Source organism: Bradyrhizobium sp. USDA 4503 (assembly GCF_054055815.1).
In genome coordinates, this window is the sequence record NZ_JBSRXS010000001.1 from 457,579 (window position 1) to 481,080 (window position 23,502).

At 64.0% G+C, this 23,502-nt stretch carries 24 protein-coding genes; 19 read left to right on the forward strand and 5 right to left on the reverse strand.

Translation table 11 applies throughout. From position 1 onward, the window contains the following. Positions 1-2: 2 nt before the first annotated feature. From ACVMIH_RS02095 to ACVMIH_RS02120, 6 genes are all read left to right on the forward strand, one after another. Positions 3-1,121, forward strand: coding sequence for an SMP-30/gluconolactonase/LRE family protein (locus tag ACVMIH_RS02095; RefSeq protein ID WP_456860563.1), 1,119 nt, complete (start codon positions 3-5; stop codon positions 1,119-1,121). Further along, entirely contained in the window at positions 1,118-2,659 is a 1,542-nt protein-coding gene (locus ACVMIH_RS02100) for a sugar ABC transporter ATP-binding protein (protein ID WP_456866361.1), read from the forward strand. The genes ACVMIH_RS02095 and ACVMIH_RS02100 overlap by 4 nt, the downstream gene beginning before the upstream one ends. Before the next feature lie 130 nt (positions 2,660-2,789). Next, positions 2,790-3,464 (forward strand): GntR family transcriptional regulator, encoded by a 675-nt coding sequence (locus ACVMIH_RS02105; RefSeq protein ID WP_229189506.1) that lies wholly within the window; start codon positions 2,790-2,792, stop codon positions 3,462-3,464. 111 nt (positions 3,465-3,575) lie between these two features. Continuing rightward, entirely contained in the window at positions 3,576-5,252 is a 1,677-nt protein-coding gene (locus ACVMIH_RS02110) for an AMP-binding protein (RefSeq protein ID WP_310884909.1), read from the forward strand. An 11-nt stretch (positions 5,253-5,263) separates the two neighbouring features. Beyond that, the gene (locus tag ACVMIH_RS02115) at positions 5,264-6,568 is read left to right on the forward strand and encodes an acyl-CoA dehydrogenase family protein (RefSeq protein WP_456860565.1); all 1,305 of its coding nucleotides are present in this window, start codon (positions 5,264-5,266) and stop codon (positions 6,566-6,568) included. Between the two features lie 136 nt (positions 6,569-6,704). After that, positions 6,705-6,899 (forward strand): hypothetical protein, encoded by a 195-nt coding sequence (locus ACVMIH_RS02120; RefSeq protein WP_456835193.1) that lies wholly within the window; start codon positions 6,705-6,707, stop codon positions 6,897-6,899. 128 nt (positions 6,900-7,027) lie between these two features. Here the strand turns inward: ACVMIH_RS02120 and ACVMIH_RS02125 are convergent, their stop codons facing one another. Continuing rightward, positions 7,028-7,429, reverse strand: coding sequence for a hypothetical protein (locus ACVMIH_RS02125; RefSeq protein ID WP_456860567.1), 402 nt, complete (start codon positions 7,427-7,429; stop codon positions 7,028-7,030). 116 nt (positions 7,430-7,545) lie between these two features. Here ACVMIH_RS02125 and ACVMIH_RS02130 point away from each other — a divergent pair, with 116 nt between their 5' ends. Beyond that, positions 7,546-8,838, forward strand: a complete 1,293-nt coding sequence (locus ACVMIH_RS02130; protein WP_057017129.1) for a c-type cytochrome — start codon at positions 7,546-7,548, stop codon at positions 8,836-8,838. Positions 8,839-8,902: 64 nt separating this feature from the next. On the opposite strand, the gene ACVMIH_RS02135 is transcribed toward ACVMIH_RS02130, so the two are convergent. Together ACVMIH_RS02135 and ACVMIH_RS02140 are read right to left on the reverse strand one after the other, a co-directional pair. Further along, positions 8,903-9,184, reverse strand: a complete 282-nt coding sequence (locus tag ACVMIH_RS02135) for a hypothetical protein (protein WP_057017130.1) — start codon at positions 9,182-9,184, stop codon at positions 8,903-8,905. A 16-nt stretch (positions 9,185-9,200) separates the two neighbouring features. Beyond that, positions 9,201-11,171 carry a 4Fe-4S binding protein gene (locus ACVMIH_RS02140; protein ID WP_456784532.1) on the reverse strand — a complete coding sequence of 657 codons (1,971 nt, stop codon included), beginning with the start codon at positions 11,169-11,171 and terminating at the stop codon, positions 9,201-9,203. Between the two features lie 152 nt (positions 11,172-11,323). Here ACVMIH_RS02140 and ACVMIH_RS02145 point away from each other — a divergent pair, with 152 nt between their 5' ends. The 10 genes from ACVMIH_RS02145 (at position 11,324) to ACVMIH_RS02190 (ending at position 20,491) form a co-directional block, all read left to right on the forward strand. Next, positions 11,324-12,079, forward strand: a complete 756-nt coding sequence (locus tag ACVMIH_RS02145; RefSeq protein WP_456860569.1) for a biotin/lipoate--protein ligase family protein — start codon at positions 11,324-11,326, stop codon at positions 12,077-12,079. Further along, complete coding sequence (locus tag ACVMIH_RS02150; protein WP_456860571.1) at positions 12,076-12,615, forward strand: DUF6505 family protein; 540 nt, start codon at positions 12,076-12,078, stop codon at positions 12,613-12,615. Before ACVMIH_RS02145 ends, ACVMIH_RS02150 begins: the two co-directional genes overlap by 4 nt. Continuing rightward, complete coding sequence (locus ACVMIH_RS02155; RefSeq protein WP_456860573.1) at positions 12,612-13,619, forward strand: DUF6352 family protein; 1,008 nt, start codon at positions 12,612-12,614, stop codon at positions 13,617-13,619. The genes ACVMIH_RS02150 and ACVMIH_RS02155 overlap by 4 nt, the downstream gene beginning before the upstream one ends. Next, on the forward strand, positions 13,616-14,131 hold the full coding sequence (locus ACVMIH_RS02160; RefSeq protein WP_253623995.1) for a DUF3305 domain-containing protein: 516 nt from the start codon (positions 13,616-13,618) through the stop codon (positions 14,129-14,131). The genes ACVMIH_RS02155 and ACVMIH_RS02160 overlap by 4 nt, the downstream gene beginning before the upstream one ends. Next, complete coding sequence (locus ACVMIH_RS02165) at positions 14,128-14,745, forward strand: DUF3306 domain-containing protein (RefSeq protein WP_456860575.1); 618 nt, start codon at positions 14,128-14,130, stop codon at positions 14,743-14,745. The genes ACVMIH_RS02160 and ACVMIH_RS02165 overlap by 4 nt, the downstream gene beginning before the upstream one ends. A gap of 129 nt (positions 14,746-14,874) precedes the next feature. Next, a complete protein-coding gene (locus tag ACVMIH_RS02170) occupies positions 14,875-15,654 on the forward strand; it encodes a Cro/CI family transcriptional regulator (protein WP_141342512.1) in 780 nt (259 codons plus the stop codon). Positions 15,655-15,683: 29 nt separating this feature from the next. Next, complete coding sequence (locus ACVMIH_RS02175) at positions 15,684-15,902, forward strand: twin-arginine translocation signal domain-containing protein (RefSeq protein ID WP_028345027.1); 219 nt, start codon at positions 15,684-15,686, stop codon at positions 15,900-15,902. A gap of 2 nt (positions 15,903-15,904) precedes the next feature. Then, a complete protein-coding gene (locus tag ACVMIH_RS02180) occupies positions 15,905-18,847 on the forward strand; it encodes a molybdopterin-dependent oxidoreductase (protein WP_456860576.1) in 2,943 nt (980 codons plus the stop codon). Between the two features lie 13 nt (positions 18,848-18,860). Further along, entirely contained in the window at positions 18,861-19,457 is a 597-nt protein-coding gene (gene fdh3B, locus ACVMIH_RS02185) for a formate dehydrogenase FDH3 subunit beta (protein WP_011088224.1), read from the forward strand. 41 nt (positions 19,458-19,498) lie between these two features. Further along, on the forward strand, positions 19,499-20,491 hold the full coding sequence (locus ACVMIH_RS02190) for a formate dehydrogenase subunit gamma (RefSeq protein ID WP_057017138.1): 993 nt from the start codon (positions 19,499-19,501) through the stop codon (positions 20,489-20,491). A gap of 30 nt (positions 20,492-20,521) precedes the next feature. On the opposite strand, the gene ACVMIH_RS02195 is transcribed toward ACVMIH_RS02190, so the two are convergent. Then, on the reverse strand, positions 20,522-20,644 hold the full coding sequence (locus ACVMIH_RS02195; RefSeq protein WP_256520575.1) for a hypothetical protein: 123 nt from the start codon (positions 20,642-20,644) through the stop codon (positions 20,522-20,524). Between the two features lie 617 nt (positions 20,645-21,261). Between ACVMIH_RS02195 and ACVMIH_RS02200 the strand changes: the two genes are divergently transcribed. Both ACVMIH_RS02200 and ACVMIH_RS02205 read left to right on the forward strand, forming a co-directional pair. After that, positions 21,262-21,915: an ATP-dependent Clp protease proteolytic subunit gene (locus ACVMIH_RS02200; protein WP_456860578.1), complete on the forward strand. Its 654-nt coding sequence runs from the start codon at positions 21,262-21,264 to the stop codon at positions 21,913-21,915. Between the two features lie 440 nt (positions 21,916-22,355). Further along, positions 22,356-22,673 carry a hypothetical protein gene (locus ACVMIH_RS02205; protein ID WP_082653777.1) on the forward strand — a complete coding sequence of 106 codons (318 nt, stop codon included), beginning with the start codon at positions 22,356-22,358 and terminating at the stop codon, positions 22,671-22,673. A gap of 36 nt (positions 22,674-22,709) precedes the next feature. Here the strand turns inward: ACVMIH_RS02205 and ACVMIH_RS02210 are convergent, their stop codons facing one another. After that, positions 22,710-23,129, reverse strand: coding sequence for a hypothetical protein (locus ACVMIH_RS02210; RefSeq protein WP_057017141.1), 420 nt, complete (start codon positions 23,127-23,129; stop codon positions 22,710-22,712). Positions 23,130-23,502: the final 373 nt, after the last annotated feature.

The following is a 23,502-nucleotide window of genomic DNA, read 5'->3' on the forward strand; positions in this document are numbered from 1 at the left end:
CCATGTCTCTGCTTGGCGATATCATCGATCGCGTGCTGTCCCCGAACCGGGAAATTCACGGCATTCCGGTGCTCGACGGCGCCTTCTCCCCGAACCAGCGGCTCGATCAGGCGCGCCAGCTCGGCGACGAGATCGAGCGACCGGACGACATTGCGCTCGGGCAGGACGGTGCGCTCTACGTCTCGACCGGCAACCACGTCCTGCGTTGCACGGGAGACGACTTCAACACGCGCACGGAGTTCGCGACGCTCGACGGCCCGGTCGGCGGGCTTGCCTGCACGCCGGACGGCCGGCTGCTCGCCTGCGTCTCCGGCGTGGGGCTGGTGGCGCTTTCGCCGGCTGGCGAGATCATCGGCAAGCTCGAAAGCGTCGGCGGTGAAAAGATTGCCTGTCCGCTGTCGGTGACGGTCGCGCCGGACGGGGCGATCTACCTGACCGACGGCTCGCGAAACAATCGGCCAGAGCATTGGCTGACCGACCTGATGCAGAACCGCGCCCCCTCGGGCCGGCTCATCGCCTGCAATTCCTCGCTCGGCAGTGCGAGCGTGCGTGCGGACAAGCTCGCATGGCCGCTCGGCTTGGTCGTATCCGGCGACGGCAAGGAGGTCTGGGTCGCCGAATCCTGGACCCACCGCCTGACCGCTTTTTCACGCTCGGGTGACGACAGGCGCGTGATCGTCAAGAATCATACCGGCTACCCGGCGCGTCTTGCCCGAGGCGCGAACGGTGAGGTCTGGATGGCCTTCCTCGCGCTGCGCACGCAATTGACCGAATTCGTCCTGCGCGAGCGGGCATTCTGCGAAGAGATGATGCGGACGGTGCCACCTGAGCTTTGGATCGGGCCGGCGCTGGATGGCCGCCTCAATCCGCGCGAACCGACCCAGATCGGCCGCATCAAGAAACTCGGTATCCAGAAGCCGTGGGCGCCGCCGCGTTCCTATGGTCTCGTCGCCCGGCTCGACGACAAGGGCGCGGCGACCGAGACGCTGCACAGCCGCGTCGATGGTCGGGTTCATGGAATCACCGCCGTCCGCCCGATCGGCTCGCGCGTGCTGGCGGTGTCCAAGGGACGCGATTGCCTCGTCGAACTGCCGCCTGGTCGCGGCATGCAGGAAGGATGAACGCCATGCCGGCGGAACAACAGGCAGGGACCCCGCTGCTTCAGATCGTCAATGGCAGCAAGGTCTATGGCGGTCTGAACGCCATCGATGGTGTCAATTTCGATCTGCGGCCGGGCGAAATCCACGCGCTGCTAGGAGAAAACGGCGCGGGGAAATCGACGCTGTGCAAGGCGATTGCCGGTGCGATCGTGCTGACCTCCGGCGACTACCTGATCCAGGGACGCAAGGTTTCGTTCGCGTCGCCGAAGGAAGCGCTCGAGGGTGGGGTCGCGATGGTCTACCAGGAATCCAGCCTGGTCCCGTCGATGACGGTGGCGCAGAACCTTGAACTCGGCATGGAGAAATGGGTCACGGTCTACAGCAAGATCAACATTGCGGCGACCCAGTCGTTGCAATCGATGAACTTCAACGTCGACCCGCTGGTGCTGGTGGAGAATCTCGGAACCGCCAAGCGGCAGATGGTCGAAATCGTGCGTGCGGTTCGCCACAACGCCCAGGTCTTCATCTTCGATGAGCCGACCGCATCGCTGACCCCTGAAGAGACCCAGCACCTGTTCCATCTTCTCAACACCCTGAAAGAGAAGGGCGCCGGGATCATCTTCATCTCGCATGCTCTGGAAGAGGCATTGAACATCGCGGATCGCATCACCGTGCTGCGCGATGGCAAGCTGGTCGCCACTGTACCGGCGAAGGACGTCACGCGTGACGCCCTGGTGCGGATGATGGTTGGCCGTGAGGAAACCGCAGCGCAGTACGCGACCCACGGGGCTGATCCGGATGCGCCGAAGCCGCATGCCTCCCGCGGTGAGAAGGTGCTTTCGGTCGAGAACGTGACGATGGGCAGCATCGTCAAGAACATGTCGTTCTCGGTGTTCAATGGAGAAGTCGTCGGCATCTTCGGGCTGGTCGGGGCAGGGCGCTCCGAGATCGCGCAGATCGTCAGCGGCGCCCGCAAGCGCAACTTCCTGCGCGGCGGGATGATCTATCTGCGGGACAAGCCGGTCCGCTACCGGGTGCCGCGGCAGGCGGTGCGCGACGGAATCGCCTACATCACCGAGGATCGCAAGGTCGACGGTTTCTTCGAGACGATGACGGTGGATCAGAATATCTATCTTGGCTATCTGTCGTCGCCGCGCGTCAAGCGGTTCCTTTACTCCGCGCGCGAGATGAAACGGATCGCCGATCAATGGATCTCGGCGCTCTCGATCTCTGCATTGAAGCGGACGCTGAAGATTGTCGAATATTCCGGCGGCAACCAACAGAAAGTCGTGGTGGGAAAGTCTCTGGCCCAGGAGCCTACGGTGGTCATCTTCGACGAACCGACGCGTGGTGTCGATGTGAGCGCCATTCCACAAATTCACGAGGCGATTCGCAGGCTGGCGCGCGAGAACAAGGCGGTTGTCGTTATTTCTTCCTATCTGCCGGAGATTCTGGCTATCTCGGATCGGATCCTGGTCGCTCGCGGCGGACGTATCGTCGAGGAAATGGCACGGGCTGATGCGACCGAGGACAAGATCATGTACGCGGCCATTCATTGAAGGAGGGCCTTTCATGAGTCCTTATCAGCGGCCTCCCCATTGGAAGGACATGACGCGGGACGGCAATGAGGACGATCCGGAGTCCCGTCGCCTGATGAGCGAGAGGATCGCAAGCGAGATTCGCAGCGCGGTGCTGAGCGGCGAGATGCGGCCAGGCACGCGGATTCGGCAGGAGCTTCTTGCGGCCCATTTCGGAGCCAGCCGCATTCCCGTGCGCGAGGCGCTGAAGCAGCTCGAGAACGAGGGGCTCGTCGTGATGGCGCCGAACCGTGGCGCCTGGATTGCGGACGTCAATTCGGAAGAATCGATCGAGATCTACAAGATCCGTGAAGCGGTCGAGCCGCTTGCCATCGGCGAAAGCGTTCCAAATCTGACCGACGAGGATATCGAGACGCTTGACCGCATTGTGCGCGAACTTGAGCAGGTCACCACGCTCGAGGAATACATCCAGCTTGATCGGGAGTTTCATCTACGGACCTATTCGCGGGCGCGGATGCCGCAACTGCTCGCGATGGTCGAACGCTTCTGGAACAGCACGCAGCATTTCCGGCGACAGTTTGTGAGCGAGACCTATGCCAAGGACGGGTTTCCGTTCTCCGATCCCCAGCATGTCCTGATCATGGACGCGATCCGGGCGCGCGATGTCGAAGCTGCACAGGTGTTGGTGCGTCTCCACATCCGGCGCACGCGCGTTGTCATTCAAGCAAAAGAGAGTGGGGCGGCCCAGCCGCCCCTTGCAAGCCGTGCCGCGCTTCCGCATGCGCGTCTCGGCTCGGTCTATCGAGGAAAAAGTGCCAATGAGTAGTGGCGGCGAACGCCTTTTGCCACGGTTCCTGCTGCGCCAGGTGGCGGCGGGCTATAGCGGCCGCCGGCCCGGACGGGGCTGCCATCGTTGCGACAGTGGTGGCAAGCGGCGATGACTGTCGACCTGGAGTCCGTGTCGCGTGCACGCGCTTACGAGGAAGCCGCGGGCCGGCTGCGCGCGCGGCTCGGGGAATCGGTCGCTCCGCCCGATCCCGGAAGGCGGACGGCGCTTGATCTGTTTCGAGCCGCGCCGCGCGAGGCGCCGGCCGTGTTCTATTTCGATGCGACGCAGACCTATGCCGATATCGATCGGCTCAGCGACCGGCTCGCCGCCCGCTTTGCGCAAAAAGGAGTCGGGCGCGGCGATCGGGTCGCCGTCATTCTTCAGAATGTGCCGCAGTTCGTCATCGTCAGCGTAGCGGCCTGGAAGGTCGGGGCCATCGTCGTCAGCCTCAACCCGATGTACCGCACGCCAGAGCTTCGCAAGCTGTTCGGGGATTGCGAGCCGAAGGCGGTGATCTGCCACGACGATCAATGGGAGAACGTTTTCCTGGCCGCCGGTTCGGTCGATTCCGAGCTGGTGTTCTGGACCGGCGCTCGGGAATTCCAGCTGCGAAACGATGTCCGGGTGCTGCCGGTGCCGGGCGCAGCTCCGCAGGCCCGGGCGCTGGCGACGGTTTTCGCCGAAAATGCAGCCGCACCACCGGCACCGGTTCTGACGTCCGACGACATCGCCCTTCTCTTGTATACCTCCGGAACCACGGGCGTTCCAAAGGGCGCCATGCTCACGCATCGCAATCTGGTGGCGACCGCGTTGATCTGTTGCGATCATTTCGAATTGAACGGCACGTCGTGCATCTTTGGGGTCGCGCCGCTGTTCCACATCACCGGCTTTGAAATCCAGATGGTCGCGGCGTTTGCCGCGCGTGCAGCGATGGTGCTGACCTATCGCTTCCAGCCCCAGGTCGCGCTCGATGCCTTCCTTGAATGGCGGCCGACATTCATCGTCGGTGCCATCACCGCGTACATCGCGCTGATGAACCAGGCTGACGCAACGAGCCGGCATTTCGAGAGCTTCGTACATATCTATTCCGGCGGCGCGCCGATCGCGCCCTCGGTCATCGATGCCTTTGCGAAACGGTTTGGACGGGCGATCCGCAGTTCCTATGGAATGACCGAACTGACCTCTGCAAGCCATCTTGCGCCCAACGAAGGTCGGATTCCGGTCGATCCCGACTCAGGCGCGCTGTCGATCGGCAGGCCGACTTCGGGCGTCGATGCGATCGTCGTCGACGACGAGCGCCGCCCGCTCGGACCCGGCGCGCATGGCGAGGTGGTTGTGCGTGGCTCAGGTGTGATGGCCGGCTACTGGAGGAAGCCGGCGGAAACCGACGAGGTGCTGACCAACGGCTGGCTGCATAGCGGCGACGTCGGCTTCTTTGACGAGAGCGGCTGGTTCTACCTCGTGGACCGCAAGAAGGACATGATCTCCGCCTCCGGCTTCAAGGTCTGGCCGCGCGAAGTCGAAGACGTGATCTATGGCTTTCCGGGCGTGCGCGAAGCAGCCGTCGTCGGCGCCGCCGATCCCTATCGCGGCGAGACGGTGGTCGCCTTCGTCTCCGCTCAACCCGGCACCGTGATCGATGTTGCCGCGCTCTCGCGCTTCTGCCGCGAGCGACTGGCGGCCTACAAGTGCCCGGTCGACATTCGCGTGCTGGACGATCTGCCGAAGACGGAATCCGGAAAAATCACCCGAAACACGCTCAGGGACGGCCTACGCGGCCGGTAAGGAGAATCTACATGGATATCACCCAAAGCGAGCGCAGCCAGCAACTGGCCGCGCGTCTCCAGCGCTTCATGATGGAGCACATCTATCCGAATGAGCGCCGATACTATCAGGAGGCCGAGCGGCTCGGGCCCTGGGCTGTGCACCCGGTTGTCGAGGAACTGAAGCCGCTCGCACAACAGGCCGGCCTGTGGAACCTGTTTCTACCCGCTCACGAGGACGGGCTGACCAATCTCGAATATGCCCCGCTGTGCGAGATCATGGGACGTTCGCATCTTGCTCCCGAGGTCTTCAATTGCAGCGCCCCTGACACGGGCAACATGGAGACCATCCTGCGCTACGGAACGGAGGCGCAGAAGGAACGCTGGCTGAAGCCCTTGCTGGCCGGCGAGATCCGTTCTTCCTTTGCGATGACGGAGCCCGACGTTGCCTCGTCCGACGCGACCAATGTGGCCAGCTCGATCGTCCGTGATGGCGACGATTACGTGATCAACGGTCGCAAATGGTACACCACCGGCGCCACCGATCCGCGATGCAAGATCATCATCTTCATGGGGCAGACCGATCCGCAGAATCCGGATCGTCACAAGCGTCAGTCGATGATCCTCGTGCCGAAGGAGACGCCCGGCGTGCATGTCGTCCGTTCGCTGCCCGTGCTCGGCTTCTACGGCGTCCCGGATCGTGCATCCGAGGTGATATTCACCAATGTACGCGTGCCGGCCGCCAACATGCTGCTCGGCGAGGGGCGTGGGTTCGAGATCGCGCAGGGTCGGCTCGGGCCCGGACGCATTCATCATTGCATGCGGCTGATCGGCCTCTCCGAGCGCGTGCTCGAGCGCATGTGCCGACGCGCGCTGAAACGCGTCGCCTTCGGCAAGCCTCTCGCCGAGCAAACCGTGACGCTCGAGCGCGTGGCCGAAGCGCGCATGAAGATCGACCAGGCGCGGCTGCTGACGCTCAGAGCGGCCTACATGATGGACACGGTCGGCAACAAGGCAGCGCGGCAGGAAATCGCGATGATCAAGGTCGTCGCGCCGAACATGGCGCAGACCATTGTTGACTGGGCGATCCAGGCGTTCGGGGGTGGCGGCACCAACAACGACCATTTCCTTTCGGCAGCGCTCGCGACGACGCGCTTGTTGCGACTGGCCGATGGCCCCGACGAGGTCCACCGCAACCAGATCGGCAAGCTCGAATTGCGCCGATGGCTCAACGTCGATCCCGCACGGACCGGCGGTGGCGCGGATCCGTTGTTGCCCGATGAATCCGAATCCTGGTCCGAAGGCGGCTTGTGGCCGCGCCCGAAAGATTTGCCATAGGCGGGTTGGGAAGGGGCTGGAGCCGGAGCGCATCGGCTCCAGCGCTGATCAACAAAAGGAGAGTTGTGAGCGATCTCACAGGGGGATGTCGAGTCCTGCACTAGTCAGGACTCTCCCAGAACCAACGGAGGTTCGCATGAAGCTCCTGATGATCGCCGGCCTGACCGCCATCGCGCTTTTTCTGGCTGCGACGAATGTCCCGAGATCGCATCCATCGTCCGTGAGCCACACATCGGTGGCAGGGATGCCCGCTGTGCAAGAACAAGACAAGCTGCCGGTTGAAGATTTCGACGATCGATCGCTGGTGTTTCCGAGGGGAACTCAGCAATAGAGAGAATGGTGCCGTCGCATCCGAACGCATTCGGTTCGGGATGAGCGGGCTGGAAATCGTCTGGCGTTGAACAGCGCGACGCGTCGGACGGCTTGTTCGCTTGCGCAGCCCCCGTCGCGCGCTGTGTTTCAAAAACTCATGAAGATCGGGTTGATCTCAGCGGGATCGCCGACATGTTCTGGGAGTTGAAACGGCGCACCGTGGCGATCGACTATCAGAATTGCCAGTAGCAGCGCCAACACCGCAGCGATGTAGATGAGCAGTGGCGACGCGTCCCGGCTGGTGAGATTGCGATCCCGCGGCGGCAACACGCGAGAATGCCAAATGCGCGAGATGAACTGCAGATATGCTTTCGGATGTATTTGCATGTTCGACCTCGATTGTGAGGCGCCTTTACCAAGACTGCGACCGCGTGGGCCGCTCTTCAAGGCGCCGCTTGTCGCACCCCAAACCGAATACGAGCTCCCTTGTTGATTACTGGTGAAATGGGCACGTTGTTGCCAAGGGCCAAGCCCGTCGCCCATGGACACGCCAGATTTCCAGAATGATCGCCGGCGGGGCCGATGGACGCCAGGGGAGCACTTTGGCCGGGCAGCAAAAACGGGCAGAATGGCTTGGGGCTGCGCTGCGAGTGTCTCCGACGGCCATGGATTTGATTTTGCGTCTCGCCACGTTCCTTGTAACAGCATCGCTGCTTCTTGCGCTGCAACCCGCGCAAGCGCAATTGGCCGGACACGGCGGACCTGTCCGCGCGATCGCCGTTTCAGGCGATGGCAGGACGATTCTGTCGGGCAGCTTCGACACTGCGGCAATCCGATGGTCGCTGGCAACCGAGTCCGCGGATCAGGTCCTTCGCTTCCATTCGGGTGCGGTGAACGCGGTCGCCTTCCTCGGCGATGGAAGAATGGCAACGGCGGGTGCGGATGGCCGGATTGCCATCTGGACGTCGGGCCGGCCGCAGCCGGACCGGGTTTTCGCGGACCATACGGGACCCATCGTCGGGCTCGCCGTTTCGCCCGATGCATCCAAGCTCGCATCCGCCTCGTGGGACCATACCGTGCGGCTCTCGTCGTTGTCCGACGGGGGCTCGCGCGTGCTGCAAGGTCACTCGCAAAACGTGAATGGCGTCGCCTTTGCCCCCGACGGACAGTCGCTGGTGAGCGTGGGCTACGATCTGACGGTGCGGATCTGGCGCCTGCCGGACGGCAGCGCCGAGGTCGTCACGGTGCCGTTGCCGCTGAATGCCGTGGCCATCTCGCCTGACGGCGAAATCGTCACCGGCGCAGCGGACGGCAAGCTGCGCATGATGACGGCCGACGGCAAGGCAAGCGGCGAGGTCACGGCCGGCGCCACTCCGATCGTCGCCTTGGCAGTCTCGCATGACGGCGCCTTGATCGCCGCGGCGGCAATTGACGGCACGGTGGCGATCGTCGATCGCAAGGCGCGCAGCGTGCTGCGCACGCTCGCCGGGCTGGGCGGGCCGGTTTGGTCGGTGGCATTCCTGCCCGATGGCGTGACGCTCCTGACCGGCGGCGCCGACGGCAAGATCAGGCGCTGGAATGCACTGACTGGCGCGGCGGCCGGATCGAACGTGGTGGGCACGCCGAGGGACCCGCTCGCCGCCTATGCCGACGACCACGGTGCCGAAATCTTCAGGGCCTGCGTCGCCTGCCACACATTGTCGGAGACGGAGGTGCAGCGCGCCGGTCCCACCCTTGCCGGACTGTTCGGTCGGAGGATCGCCTCGCTGCCGGGCTATCGCTTCTCCGACGCACTCAAGACGATGGACATCGTCTGGACGCCGGAGACCGTCTCAAAATTGTTCGAGATCGGGCCGAACGCCTATACGCCCGGCACGAAGATGCCGGAGCAGCAGATCGGCTCGGCCGAAGATCGCCGCGCGCTCACGGACTTCCTGGCGCGTGCGACGTCGAAATAGCCCGAGTTGGCGCTAGCCGCCTTGCGCATACTCAAGCGAAGGCGTCAAGCCGCGATATGAGACTTTAATACCCCGGCCATTGCTCCACCGGAATTTTCGTCAGCTCAGGGTTCTCCTTGAGCATGCGGGCGATACTAATGCTGGGATGTTCCTTGAGCGCCGCCACGACGCACTGGTTGACGTATTTGCGGCGGGACAGCCACTTGATCTTCTTGCCCTTCGCCTCGGCCTTGCAGGCGACGACCGCCTGCTTGAGTGCAACCTTTTCCGCTTTGGTAAGGGCGGCGGCCTCGACGGCTGTGCCGCCAAGGACCGTGGTGACAAGGCACGTCGACAGAACCTTCATGAATCGAGGCATGCGGCTAGTCCTTGTTCTCGCGTTGACGCAGGTAGTCATCCGTCGTTCGTGGCGGCGCGCGTTCCGGCACGTCCTGGATCGGATCGAACTGCTGTTCGCTCATGACAATGACCCGGCAATCGGCGCACATCCGCAAGGCCTCGGTCCGACGGTCCCCGGCAGGGTACATCCAATGCCGTCCCTCGAGTTTGGTCGCGATCCGATCGATCGTGCTCTTGACGCCGAACGGTGTGCCACAGCGAATACACAGGGCAGGTTCTTCTTCCTTGATCACCCGCGCCGGCGCGCGTCTTGCCCGGAAATCGATCTGCGGGGTGAGCCTGATGACTTTTTCAGGACAGGTGCTCTGACACAAACCGCACTGCACGCAGGCGTCCTCTACGAATTTGAGGACAGGGCCGTCGGGATCGGCGCGGAGCGCGCCGGTTGGGCAGGCCGAAACACAGGACAGGCACAGCGTGCAACCGGCGACGTCGACGGTGATCGCACCGATAGGTGCACCCTCAGGCAAGGCGATCACGTCAACCGGCTTGGGGGCGAGGCGATGCAGTTCGCTCAAGCCGAAGCGAAGCAGATCGCCGCGTTTGCCGACCGTCAGGAAAGTCGCGGGATTTTCGAGGCCGGCGAGGGGGCCAATCCCCGTCAGTTGCTCGGCCAGAGTGTCGGGGTCGTCGGTTTCGATCGTGCTCACGCGGCAACCGTCAAATCCGAGGCCGACAAGAATGGTCTCGGCCATCCGGATCGTCAGCAACGATCCGGTCACGTCGTGTCGTGGCTTGGCGCGCAGCAGGAGCCGCACGGCAGCCGCGCCATAGGCGAAGGCGCCGATGATGGCTTCCAGGCCGACCTGCGTCAGCTCGTTGACGGCGAGGGGAAGCACATTGGCTGGCAATCCGTCGCCATGGCGGGCGAGCGCATCGATCAGCGGCGTGCCGTGCTGGCTGTCATGCAGCAGTAGGACCGGATGTGTGCCGCCGGCCTCGCGATAGGCGCGCAACATGGCGCGGAGGATCTGCAACTGGGTATCGGCGGGTGGCAGCGCGTAGGATGCCGCTCCGGTGGGGCAGGCGGCCGCACATTGCCCGCAGCCTGCGCACACCTCCGCGTTGACTGCGACATGGTCGCCGTCCGGCGTGATCGCGCCGGTCGGGCACAAATCGAGGCAGCGATGGCATCCGATCAGCTTCGAGCGGGAATGCGCGCAGAGGCTGGGTGTGAAGTCGACATATCTCGGCTTGTCGAAGCTTCCGACGAGATCGCGGGCGGCGAGCACCGCACGCAGCATGGCCGCGGGATCTCTCGGATCCGCGCGGAGATAGCCGTCTCGCAGATCGTGTGCGGGAAACAGAGGCGGCTCACCGGAGAGGTCGAGCACGAGATCGCAGCGCGAGATCGCGCCGTTGCGCGGGGCTTCGAACTCGAAGCGGGCGCGTGAGGACGGGCGTGGCTGCGCGTAGTCGTCGATCGCGAGCTCGAAGCCGCCAAAGTGCCCCCGCGCATTGCGGATCGTGCCCTGCACGATCGGGAACACGGCCGCGGCAGGCGGCACGACGTCCGCCGGCTTCCTGAGCATGACCGTGACGTCGAGATGGTCCGCCAGCAGCCGGCCAGCCTCGATCGCGGTCTCGTCGCGCCCATAGATCAGGATGATGCCATCGCTCGACAATGTGACCAGCGGATAGTCCGGCGCGGGAACCGCCGCCGCTGCAAGCAGCGCCGCCATCTTCGGGCCCGCCTTCGCGCCGTCGCGCGACCAGCCCGCCGTCTCGCGGATGTTGACGAAGCTGATCGGGCCGGCGCGTTCGCCCATCTCATTGGTGAACTGGCCGGCCTGCTGCGTGCAGGCGACGGTCAGCGGGCCGTCGGCTTTCGCGGCGTTGCGGAAATCTTCGAGGTCGGCGCCGCAGAGATGACGATGGCTCCTGATCTCGCAGTTGGGACATCCACGCTGGATCGCGGCCACGTCAAGGCGCATCGTGTCTTCACACGAGCAGATCAGGACGGTCTTCGCTGGCTGCTCCAGGTCGATCCCTCCGCGGGTGCGGCGCCGTCTTGCGGACTCGCGCCATTCCTTCACCTCGTATAGATATTCACTATCGGAAGGAAAAGGAAAGTGGAGGACGGCCCTTGCGGTCGACCCCGACCAGCCGCGTCTCCGTGACGGAAGCGATCCATCTGCCGCCGCCATTCACGCTCGTCCGGTTGCGTGAGAGCGGAGACGCCTTTGCTCACGCTTGCCGCATTGCACCCAAAAGCGGTGCCGGCACGCTGGTGTATGTCGGGCGGTTCGATCTTGCCGAATTCGCCGTGGTGCTCGAGCCGGGCGAGCCCTTGGCCACCGCACGGCGCGCCTTCTATGCCGGCATGGTCGCGCTCACCGACGCCCTGCGCGCCTATGCGCCGCCGCACAAGACGGTCGCGATCGGCTGGCCCGACACCGTCGCGATCGACGGTGGGCTGGTCGGCGGCGGACGGATGGGATGGCCGACGTCAGCGCGCGAGGACGAGCCGCCTGCCTGGCTGGTGTTCGGCGCCATGATCCGGACGGTCGCAATGGCCGATCAGGGACCGGGCGTCCATCCGCTCGCGTCCGCGCTGGATGAGGAGGGGTTTGGCGAAGCGGGAGCCGTGCAGGTGACCGAGAGCTTTGCGCGGCACCTGATGCGGGCGATCGATAGCTGGCAGACCGACGGCTTTGGCAGCCTCGCGCGCGACTATCTCAGCCGGATCCCCCGCGAGCGGCGAACCGTGCTGCGGATCGATGACGGCGGCGATCTCCTCACGCGCCGCGTCGGTGCCGACAGGATTGAACGCAGCGGACTCGTCAAGGCACTCGGAACGTCGTCCTGGTTCGATCCGAAGCTCGGTGGGCCGCGGCTATGAAACTGCTCCGCAGCATCGCGCTCGATCCCTCCGACACCTTCGTATTCGATGTGGCGGCCGAGCCGGGCGAATGGGCCGTCTCCGGTGCCTTCCGCTTCTGCGATCAGGATCCGATGAAGCTGACCGGCAAGGCCCGCGTCGCGTTCCGCAGTGGCTTCCTTGGGGTGCAGTCCTGGGGCTGGTCGACGCTGGTGCAGATTGTGCCTGCGACCGAGAATGATTGCAGCGCGCTGATCGACCGCCTCGCCAGGCAGCTCGTCGATCGCTTCGGTGCGCCGGATCTGGCGACCGCGCGGACGGCGGCGGAAGAGGAGGTCACCTTCGCGCAGTCGCTCTGCAACCATCCGGTCAGCTCGCTCATTGCCGTTCACCGTTCGGTGAGCGACGGCGAAGTCCGGGAGTCGTTCCGCAGGCTGCAACTGCGCCAGGGTCAGGGACACAGCAAGGCGTTCTCGTTCATGGAAGTCGAAGACGATGTCGAGCCTGACGGTGATCTCAGGCTTGCCGATATGAGTGGGGAGTCGCGGCACCGATGAATGATTTCTGGATCGCGTGCGGCCACCATCTGCTCGATCGCGACGGGAGCGGGGGGCTTTGCGTCACCGACGAGTTCCTGAAGGCCTATTTTGCTCGTCCGGAGCTGGTTCCGCCGGACGAAGCATGCCCGGTCGAGCGGCGGCTGCACCGCGCGCTGCTCGCGGCTCCCCGCAGGCCGGTCGGCGCGGAAGAAATCGAAGCGATTGTCGATGCGGATGCCCGGGAGAACTGGCGGCTCGTGCTCGCCTTCCGCGACCTCCTCGTGCGACATCCGACGCTAGAGCAGGCCTATCTTGCAACCGTCCGGTCCGGGACCAACGATTTGCCGCCGCTGTTTGTCAATCAGCTCGTGCACGTGATCCTGCGCAATGCGCTCGATGGCTGCGATGATCCGTTCGTGCTGCGCGCAGCCGAACTGTTCTTCCGCCCGCAGCGCATCCTGCCGCAGGAGCAGGCCCTGCTGCTCGGCGATGAAGAGGTCGTCGGTGGACAGACTCCGACCCCGGTGCTCTCGCTGATGTCGATGCTGGGGGCGGTGACCGATGCCGAGCTCGACGTCTTGCGCGAGGACAATGCCGGCGATTACTGGCGCCGGAGCGACCAGTTCGACATGGCATTCGACCTCACCGCAGGCGGCCGCGGGCCGGCGGCGCTGGCGCAGGCGATGGTGCGCTGGATCTCCCATCTGCTCGGGATCGACGTCAGCATTGAGCCGCTGCGCGAGCTGCGTGATGCACGTCTCACCTGGTATGTCGGGCTCGACGCCGACGCGACCAGACTCGGCGACCGTCTCTGGCATGGCGAGCAGCTCGACGACCGCAGCGCCGGACGCGTGCTCTCCTTGTTCCGCCTGACGTTTGCGGACACGAGCGCGGCCGCAGACGAGATGCGGGGCGAGCCGGTTTATCTCATTCTGTCGATGAACGCCGATCAGAAGCTGCGGATGAAGCCGCAGAATTTGCTGACGGGGCTGCCGGTCAAACATCTGGAGATGGCGACATGAGTCCGGCCGCGCTGCCGCTTGTGCGCGTTCCCGTCGGCGTCGTGGTGGAGCGGCACCAGGCGGATTCGCCGTGGACCGACTTTGTCTGGCGCGCGGTCGCCGTGCTGCCCGACGAGCCGGACACCAAACCCTGGACGGTGCTTCGCGACGAGAATGGGACGACGCTGTTTTATGCCGGCAGCGCCATGGTCGATCTCTATGGTTCCGAGACGGCGCGCTATCGCGACAATCTCGCCTCGGGCAGTCCGGCCATCTGGACCGTCTTGTCGCCGGCCGAAGGCGCCTGGCCCTACTCGGTGGCTGCCGCGACCGCCGATCCTTCGGAGGGCGAGGCGTTCACGGAGGCCGGTGCGAATCTGGTCGAGGCTGTCCACATGCCGGAGATGCTGCGTGAGCAGATTGAAAGCTTCGTGGCCGAGCACCACGTCGAACGTGAGTTCTTCAAGCGCAAGCGACGGCAGGCCGATCCGGAGGCGCTCGCGCGCCGGCAGCATGAAGGCGGACACGAATGAGTGAGGACAAGTTCCTGACACGCTGGTCCCGTCGCAAGCAGGAGGCAAAGGCGAATGCCACGCCACCGGATCCGGCAATGCGCGACGACATGCAGTCGCCGCCGCCAGCCGTCAAAGACGACGACGCGGAGTTCGACGTTGCGAGCCTGCCTTCGATTGACACGATTACCTCGGCGACCGACATCACCGCGTTCCTGCGCAAGGGAATCCCGCAGGAGCTGACGCGTGCGGCGCTTCGTCGCGCCTGGAGCGCCGATCCCGCCATCCGCGACTTTGTCGGGCTTGCAGAGAACGCCTGGGACTTCAACGACCCGACTGCGATGCCGGGTTTTGGCCCGCTGGATTGCTCCGAGGCTGAGCTCACCGCGCTCATCGACAGGATCGTCGGCGGCCTCGGCAAGTTGGCCGAGGCGCCGCCTGAGCGTTCGGTTGAAGTTGCGGATTCTTCGCAGGAATTGCGCGAGGTCGAGTTGCCGGGCATCGGCGCCGAAGAAGCCGCGACCACGGGAACCGCACCTGATCCTGCTGCAACGCAACGAACGCTCACCGAAAGCTCCGACGGCGAACAGGTGCCGGTTGAGCGCCGCACGCACGGCAGCGCGCTGCCTCGCTAGGGACCGCGACGAAAGGCCATAGCCTCAGACTATGCGAGCTGATTGACCCCCCGTTGGGCCGGGACTAGGCTTCGCTAGCGCTTTGTAAGAAAAGCAAAATCAGCACCCGGGACTTGGATGGAGGTCCACGTGCGCGATGCTGGCCTTGAGCGAGCCATTGACGCTGCCGGCGGCGTTGCAGAGCTTGCGCGCAAAATCGGCATCAGCCAGCCCTCTGTTTCGAACTGGAACAAGGTGCCCGCGCAACGGGTGATCGCCGTCGAAGCCGCCACAGGCATCTCGCGCGATAATTTGCGGCCTGATCTGTACAGCGAGCCGTTTTTCTCCGAAGAGCCGATCGATTCTGTCGATGTCGCGCGTGCGCAGGAATATCTGCTGCTCGCGACACTGTTGTCCGCCGCACCATCGAAGAAACTGCTCGATCAACTGGCTGCGTTGACCGCCGATGCCACGCCGCTTGGGCGCGCGCATGCCGCGCTGGCCGAATCCGCCGCCAATGCAGTCGCGGCGACGGTCGAACGCGAATATTTCGATCTGTTCACAGGTCTCGGCCGCGGCGAACTCTTGCCCTACGCCTCCTACTATCTGACCGGCTTTCTCAACGAGCGGCCGCTGTCGAGGCTGCGCGCCGACCTCGCTGCGTCCGGGATCGAGCGCATAGCGAACAATTCCGAGCCGGAAGATCACGCGGCTATCCTGTGCGAGATCATGGCAGGTTTCGCGGGAGGGCGTTTCCCGGCGCCGTTCGACACGCAGCGTGCCTTCTTCGGCAAACACGTCGCGCCCTGGATGGGGCGGCTGTTCGTCGACATCGAGCGCGCGGAGAGCGCCGTCTTCTATCGTGCGGTCGGTGCGCTTGGTCGCGCCTTTGTCGAGATCGAGACAGAAGCATTCACGTTCGCGAACTGACCTGCATCCGCAGGTCCAGGAGAGATGCGATGAGTGAAGACAGGACAACCACAGTCGGGCGCCGCGATTTCTTGCGCAAGGTCGGCGTCGGCACGGTGGGCGCCGGCGCGACCCTCGCAACGCCGCTGGTCGGGGCTGCGCAGGCTGACAGCGAAACCAACGATGAGAAGCGCAAGGCGCGCTACAAGGAAACCGATCACGTCAAGGCCTTCTACCGCGTCAATCGTTATCCGGCCAAGGGAGGTTGACCGTGCTGATCAAGCGAACAAACCAGCGTTCCCTGCGCCAAGGCTCCGCCGCCAGCTCCCCTGCAGATCAGGCCGGTGGCCTCGACCGCCGCAGCTTCCTGCGCAAATCCGGTCTTGCCGGCGGCGCGCTTGCCGCATTCGGCACCTTGCCGCTCGGCAGCGTGCGCAAGGCGGAAGCCGCGGCGGCCGGTCCGCTCACGGCGGGCGCGACCGTCCGCAAGAGCATCTGCACGCATTGTTCGGTTGGGTGCACGGTGACGGCCGAGGTCTTGAACGGGGTATGGATCGGCCAGGAGCCGAGCTGGGATTCGCCGATCAATCGCGGCTCGCATTGCGCCAAGGGCGCTTCCGTGCGTGAGCTCGTGCACAGCGAGCGGCGGCTGCGCTATCCGATGAAGCTGGTGGGCGGGCAGTGGACCCGCGTCTCCTGGGACACCGCGATCAATGAGATCGGCGACAAGATTCAGGCGGTACGTGAGAAGTCGGGTCCCGATTCCGTCTATTGGCTCGGCTCGGCCAAGATGACCAACGAAGGCGCCTACCTGTTCCGCAAGCTAGGTGCGTTCTGGGGCACCAACAATACCGATCACCAGGCCCGCATCTGCCATTCAACCACCGTCACCGGCGTCGCCAACACCTGGGGCTACGGCGCGATGACCAACAGCTACAATGACATCCGCAATGCGAAGACGCAGGTCATCCTGGGCGGCAATCCGGCCGAGGCGCATCCCGTCTCGCTGCAGCATCTGCTCGAGGGCAAGGAGCTGCAAAGGGCCAACTTCATCGTCATCGACCCGCGGCTGACGCGCACCGCCGCGCACGCGACCGAATATGTGCGGATGCGGCCGGGTACCGACATTCCGGTGCTCTACGGCATGATGTGGCACATCCTGCAGAACGGCTGGGAGGACAAGGAGTTCATCCGGCAGCGCGTCTACGGTTTCGACGACCTCAAGAAGGAGGTCGAGAAATGGCCTCCTGAGGAAGTCGAGCGCGTCACCGGCATTCCCGGCGAGCAGCTCAAGCGCGTCGCCAAGATGTTCGCCACCGAGAAGCCGGCAACGCTGATCTGGGCCATGGGCCAGACGCAGAAGACCGTCGGCACCGCCAATGTGCGGGCGAGCTGCATCGCGCTGCTGATGACCGGCAATGTCGGCAAGGCCGGCGCCGGCGCCAACATCTTCCGAGGCCACGACAACGTGCAGGGCGCGACCGATGTCGGGCTCGATATCGTCACGCTGCCGTTCTACTACGGCCTTGCCGAAGGCGCCTGGAAGCACTGGTCGCGGGTCTGGGAGGTCGACTATGACTTCCTGAAGGCGCGGTTCGATTCCAAGCAGATCATGGAAACCCCCGGCATTCCGCTGACCCGCTGGTTCGAGGCGGTGACGTTGCCGAAGGAGCAGGTTGCGCAGAAGGACAACGTGAAGGCGGTGTTCGTGCAGGGACACGCCTCCAACAGCATCACCCGTATCCCTGAATCCCTCAACGGCCTGAAGGCGCTCGAGCTGCTCGTCATCGCCGATCCGCATCCGACGACCTGGGCCTCGCTCGCGGTCGAGGCGGGACGCACCGAAGGCGTCTACATTCTCCCGGTCGCCACCCAGTTCGAGTGCAAGGGGTCGCGCGTCGCTTCCAACCGCTCGCTGCAATGGGGCGAGCAGATCGTGAAGCCGATCTTCGAGTCGAAGGACGATCTCGAAATCATCTATCTGATGGCGAAGAAGCTCGGCTTCGCCGATCAGATGTTCAAGAAGATCAAGGTCGAGAACAACCTGCCCGAGGCCGAGGACGTGCTGCGCGAGATGAACCGCGGTAGCTGGTCGACCGGCTATTGCGGACAATCGCCCGAGCGCCTCAAGGCGCACATGAAGAACCAAGCGAAGTTCGACATGCTGACGATGCGGGCGCCAAAGGATGATCCCGAGGTTGGCGGCGACTATTACGGGCTGCCTTGGCCGTGCTGGGGATCACCCGAGGTCAGGCACCCCGGCACGCCACTGCTCTACAACACCAATCTGCACGTGATGGACGGCGGCGGCACGTTCCGGCCGCGGTTCGGCGTCGAGCGTGAGGAGAAGCTGCCGGACGGCACGACGCGGAAGGTAAGCCTGCTCGCGGACGGCTCGTATTCGTTGGGGTCGGGAATCCAGGATGGCTATCCGGAATTCACGCTGGCGAGCCTGAAGAAGCTCGGCTGGGACAGCGAGCTCACCGAAGCGGAAATGGCCGTGATCAACAAGATCAATCCGGCCAATCCGGACACGGTGTCGTGGTCGCTCGATCTGTCGGGCGGCATTCAGCGCGTCGCGCTGGCGCACGGCTGCGTACCCTACGGCAACGGCAAGGCGCGCATGAATGCCTTCGGCTTGCCGGATCCGATCCCGGTTCACCGCGAGCCGATCTATACGCCACGCGTCGATCTCGTCGCCAAATACCCGACGCTGCCCGACGCCAAGCAGTTCCGGATGCCCAATATCGGATTCTCGGTGCAGAAGGCCGCGGTGGAGAAGGGCATTGCAAAGCAGTTTCCGCTCATCCTCTCGTCCGGCCGTCTGGTCGAATATGAGGGCGGCGGCGAGGAGACGCGCACGAACCCGTGGCTCGCCGAGTTGCAGCAGGACATGTTCATCGAGATCAACCCTGCCGATGCCGCCGATCGCGGTGTCAAGGACGGCGGCTGGGTCTGGGTCACCGGCGCCGAGAACAATTCCAGGGCAAGGATGAAGGCGCTCGTCACCGAGCGGGTCGGCAAGGGCGTCGCCTGGATGCCCTTCCATTTCGGCGGCTGGCTTGCGGGCAAGGATCTTCGCGGCAACTACCCGAAGGGCACCGATCCGATCGTGCTCGGCGAAAGCGCGAACACGATCACCACCTACGGATACGATCCCGCGACGGGCATGCAGGAGCCCAAGGTCACTCTCTGCCAGATCGCGGCGGCATAAGGGAGCAACGACGATGGCACGTATGAAGTTTCTCTGCGACGCCGACCGTTGCATCGAGTGCAACGCCTGCGTCACGGCCTGCAAGAACGAGCACGAGGTGCCTTGGGGCATCAACCGCCGCCGGGTCGTCACCATCGCCGACGGCAAGCCGGGCGAACGCTCGGTCTCGATGGCCTGCATGCACTGTACGGACGCGCCCTGTGCGGCGGTGTGCCCGGTGAATTGTTTCTATACCACCGCCGACGGCGTGGTTCTGCACTCCAAGGATCTCTGCATCGGCTGCGGCTACTGCTTCTACGCCTGTCCGTTCGGCGCGCCGCAATATCCGAAGGTCGGCAATTTCGGCTCGCGCGGAAAAATGGACAAATGCACCTATTGTGCCGGCGGTCCCGAGGCCGATGGCAGCAAGGAAGAGTACGAGAAATACGGCGCGAACCGGCTTGCCGAAGGCAAGCTGCCGCTGTGCGCGGAGATGTGCTCGACCAAGTCGCTGCTCGCCGGCGACGGCGAAATCATTGCCCAGATCTATAAAGAGCGCGTGCTGAAGCGCGGCTACGGCTCAGGCGCATGGGGCTGGAAGACCGCCTATCGCGAGACGATCGAGTCCTGACGACGACCTGGCGCGGGTCGCGTCGATATCGGGAGGACCTTATGGCGTGTTTTGCACGATGTGTTCGGCTCGTCATTGGCGTGGCTGGACTCCTGCTGCTCGTCTCCGCGGCTTCCCCGTCCGTAGCCCAGCAGGTCAACCCGACCGCAAGCGCGGTCAAGGAGCAACAGCTCCTGCAGGAACTGAACCGGGTGCAGGGACGCGTCAGCATACCCGACCAGCGCTCGGGCGTTCTCGAACAGCCGGCCGGCCGTGAATGGCGCGAGTTCCGGAACGTGACGCTGCGCTGGATCGGCGGCATCGCCATTCTTGGCATGCTCGCGGCGCTGGTCATCTTCTATCTCAGCCGCGGGATGGTGCGGCTGCAGAGCGGTCGTTCCGGCCGGACCATCGTGCGCTTTTCCGCATTCGAGCGCTTCGTGCACTGGATGACGGCGACTTGCTTCATCATTCTGGCGATCTCGGGGTTGAACGTCACTTTTGGACGTCCATTGCTGCTGCCGTTGATCGGCCACGAAGCGTTTTCCGAATGGTCGCAATGGGCGAAATATGTTCACAACTATCTCAGCTTCCCGTTCACCATCGGCGTCGTGCTGATCTTCCTGATGTGGATCGCCGGCAATATCCCGAACAAGGCGGATGTCGACTGGATCAAGCGCGGCGGCGGCATCGTCGGGCACGATCATCCGCCGGCCTATCGTTTCAACGCCGGCCAGAAGGCGATCTACTGGATCGTGGTCATCGGCGGAGGTCTGGTGGCAGCGACGGGATATGCGCTGATGTTCCCCTTCTACCTGTCAGGCATCGAAGGGATGCAGCTCGCGCAGATCGTCCACTCCATCGTAGCGATGCTCTTCACGGCAGTGATGTTGGCGCACATCTATATCGGCACGATCGGCATGGAAGGCGCGTTCGAGGCGATGGGAAGCGGCACCGTCGATGTCAATTGGGCCAGGGAGCACCACAGCCTCTGGCTGGAAGAGGAGAATGCGCGCGATGCTCGACCTCAGCCCTCCGTCACCGCGGCGGAGTAGGGGGGCGCGCAGCCGTTGAACGCGAACTTGCTACAGCCGTACGCCCGTCGTTGCAAAGGCCTGTGCGACCGGTTCTTGCACCCGGTTTAGCGCCAGGGCCCCGAATGCCGACACGACGACGGCGGCCACGCAGGCGAGCAAGAAGACTTTCATTGTCGTTCTCCCAAATCGATCGGGATGCAGTGGGAGTTTACACAAGATGACGCGTCGCGGACAGCGTTGTCCGGCGCGTGTGGGCGGCCATCGCTCAAGCCATGGGGCGCAAGCGGCGGCTTTCGGGACGCTGCACCATCGAGACGCCGCATCCCGCGTTAGGTTGCCTTGGCGACCAGCAGGTCGCGTGGAGCGTGGATTGATCGCGCATGTCGAGCCTTAATGGGATTCCTCAGGCGGTCCGGTCCCCTCAAGGATCGGGGGCAAAAAGAAATAAATGAAATGAATGACTTAAGGTAGAGATTGTCGGTGACCCCGATGCTGGATTGGACTGGCTGATCCCAGGGTCACGGTAGATGATGTTTGCTCTCGGCACAGAGCGTGCGCTTCTAGACGTCAAAATGGCGCTCCCGCCTGCGCTTGCTGAATTGGGTTTGATTCAGATCAACCCACGATGCGCGTCGATGCTCTGTCTATGGTGTGAGGTACCGGGTCCAATGGGGAGCGCCGTGGCAGTCTGGAAGCACGCTTTGAGGGTCCTCCGCGCGACATTTATCGATGGCGACGCAAACAGCCGGAGCGCCACGCATGGGTCGATGCGGATTGCAGGATGCGTTTTGAGCATCGCGGTCGTGCTGACCTCGACGAACTGTCTCGCGATGGAGTTTTCCCGTGTCCAGGGGTGCTTTGGAGATGTCTTGAAGCTCAGTGGAGATATCAGGGATGGGGACTTTGTCCGCTTTCGCGGATATCTGGCGACTGAGCGTCGGGTCGTTGGCCTCGATCTCGATTCCCGAGGTGGGTCACTCTACGAAGGCTTCCGAATCGCCATGCTCGCGCACCAGAGGCAAATCGCCAGTTACGTTTCCGGAGAATGCGACTCGGCATGCGCTTTCATTTTCCTGGCGAGCAGGAAGCGTTATGTGGCGCCAAATGCCAAGATCGGCGTCCATTCGGTTTCCAATTTACACGGCAACGAGGACAGTCGAACGATTCGTGACACGATCAAGCTTGCGAGGTTGTCGGCCAAGCTCCGTATTCCTCCGTCGGCCATCGGCAGGATGGTCATGACTCCGCCGGGAAAGATCTCCTATTTGAACAAGGAGGAACTCGCTTCGCTGAAGGTCATGGAGCGGAATCCGTTTGATCGCACCGCTCGCGCGGCGACCGCGGAATCAAGGAGTGGCTCCATGTGCGGCGCGGCGCCCTCGAAGAGCGCGTCGGAGGAGGAGCGGCCGATGCGGAACGCCGCCGGCTCGAAGGGAAGCTAGGGCGCTGGTTGAGCGGGCCTTGGCGCCGAACCGGCTCGTATAGCCCGATTGGGTCAGTCAAGCCGTCGCACGTGACCCTGACTGCTTGGCACAAGCTGCACTGGTCTCTCCATTCCACCGCGATCTACAATCGCAGCCATGGGGTATACCAGCGACAGATTTCGGCGAGTGCGTGGCGCAAGCCAGCCGGCTGGCGCTCGCAATTGGCTGCGTCGCTGGCTTGAAGAGGCCGACGGCGATATTGCCTTCAAGGTCGTGGTCGTGACGGCCGGGATGCTGTCGACCGCGGCGATCGCCTTTGGATTGCTATCGTCCTGAGCGCGCCTCTTGTTTGCCGCGCGTGATGCTGGAATTGTCGTTCTGAGGTGCTCCGCCCGTGAAGCTCTGACAAGATGAGATATCGTCTTCAGCACGACACGGATCATCCCCGGCGGCAATGAATGCACTTCGAATTAGCTGAAAAATCGAGCGGACGTCGAGACCGTCTGGCGGCCAGGTTGGGCGTCGGGACCTGCGCCGCGACCTTCCTGTTTTGCTGCGCGCAACAGACGGCCGCGCTGCCGCTGACGCCTTTCCGCTATGAAGCCCAGGCTCAGCGGCATTGCCCCGGCGATAGCGTGGTCTGGCTCGATTTTCGGCGCGGACGCTACTACCTCAAAGGGCAAAGCCGCTATGCCAGGGGCTTCGATGGCGGCTTCGTGTGCAGGAATGAAGCGCGCGAGAGCGGCTATCGGCGTTCGCTGCTCGGCCTTCGGTGACATCACCGAAGGCCGGCCTGTCACGTAAAGCCGGCACTACCATCCGTCATAGTAGCGTGGCCGAGCGTAATAGCCGTAGCCTCCGCCCGGCGGGCAATAGTCGTAGCCATAGCCGCCGCCATAGCCGTATCCACCGCCATAGTAGGGATACCCGCCATAGTAGGCCGAGCTCGCGATGGCTCCGCCAACGATCGCACCGGCGGCTGCAGCGCCCCAGCCTCGATAGCCCCATCCACGATAGCCTCCCCAGCCGCCGGTGCCGCGCCAACCGCGATAGCCCCAGCCGCCGCCGCGCCAGCCGCCCCAGCCGCCCCAGCGCACCTGAAGGGCGGTGTTGCTCTCGACCATGCCCTTCATGGCCGCGACGTTGGTCGGCAACGGGGCCGCCTGGCTCGCGCCAATGCCGACCATGCTCGCAAGCAGGATCAAGGCCGGCAGGGTCTTGGTGTTCTTCATGACGTCCTCCACATCGGGGTGACACAGGCAGTCGCGACCGAAAGGCAGCCAAATCGAGAGCGGCTTTCCGATCCATGAGGACGCCGAGCCTGTCAGCCGCGGCCGGCCCGAAGCTTGATTTGAATCAAAGTGGCAAGAGGGCGGTGCGGACGATTGATCCTGCGCCTGGGACAATTGCCGCGGATAGGCAGGACGCCGCCTGATGGGGCGCGCTCGCGCTCGTGATCCCGACCGCGAATGCATCCCGGCGAAGTCGGAGCGGCCCCCAATTCCTGCCCCCGAACCGGGCCGCTTCCTCGGTGAAAGTCCGGACGCGTCACGCTTGATCTGAATCAAGCCGTGCGCAGCAAGGCGATGGCATCGCTTCCCGCGT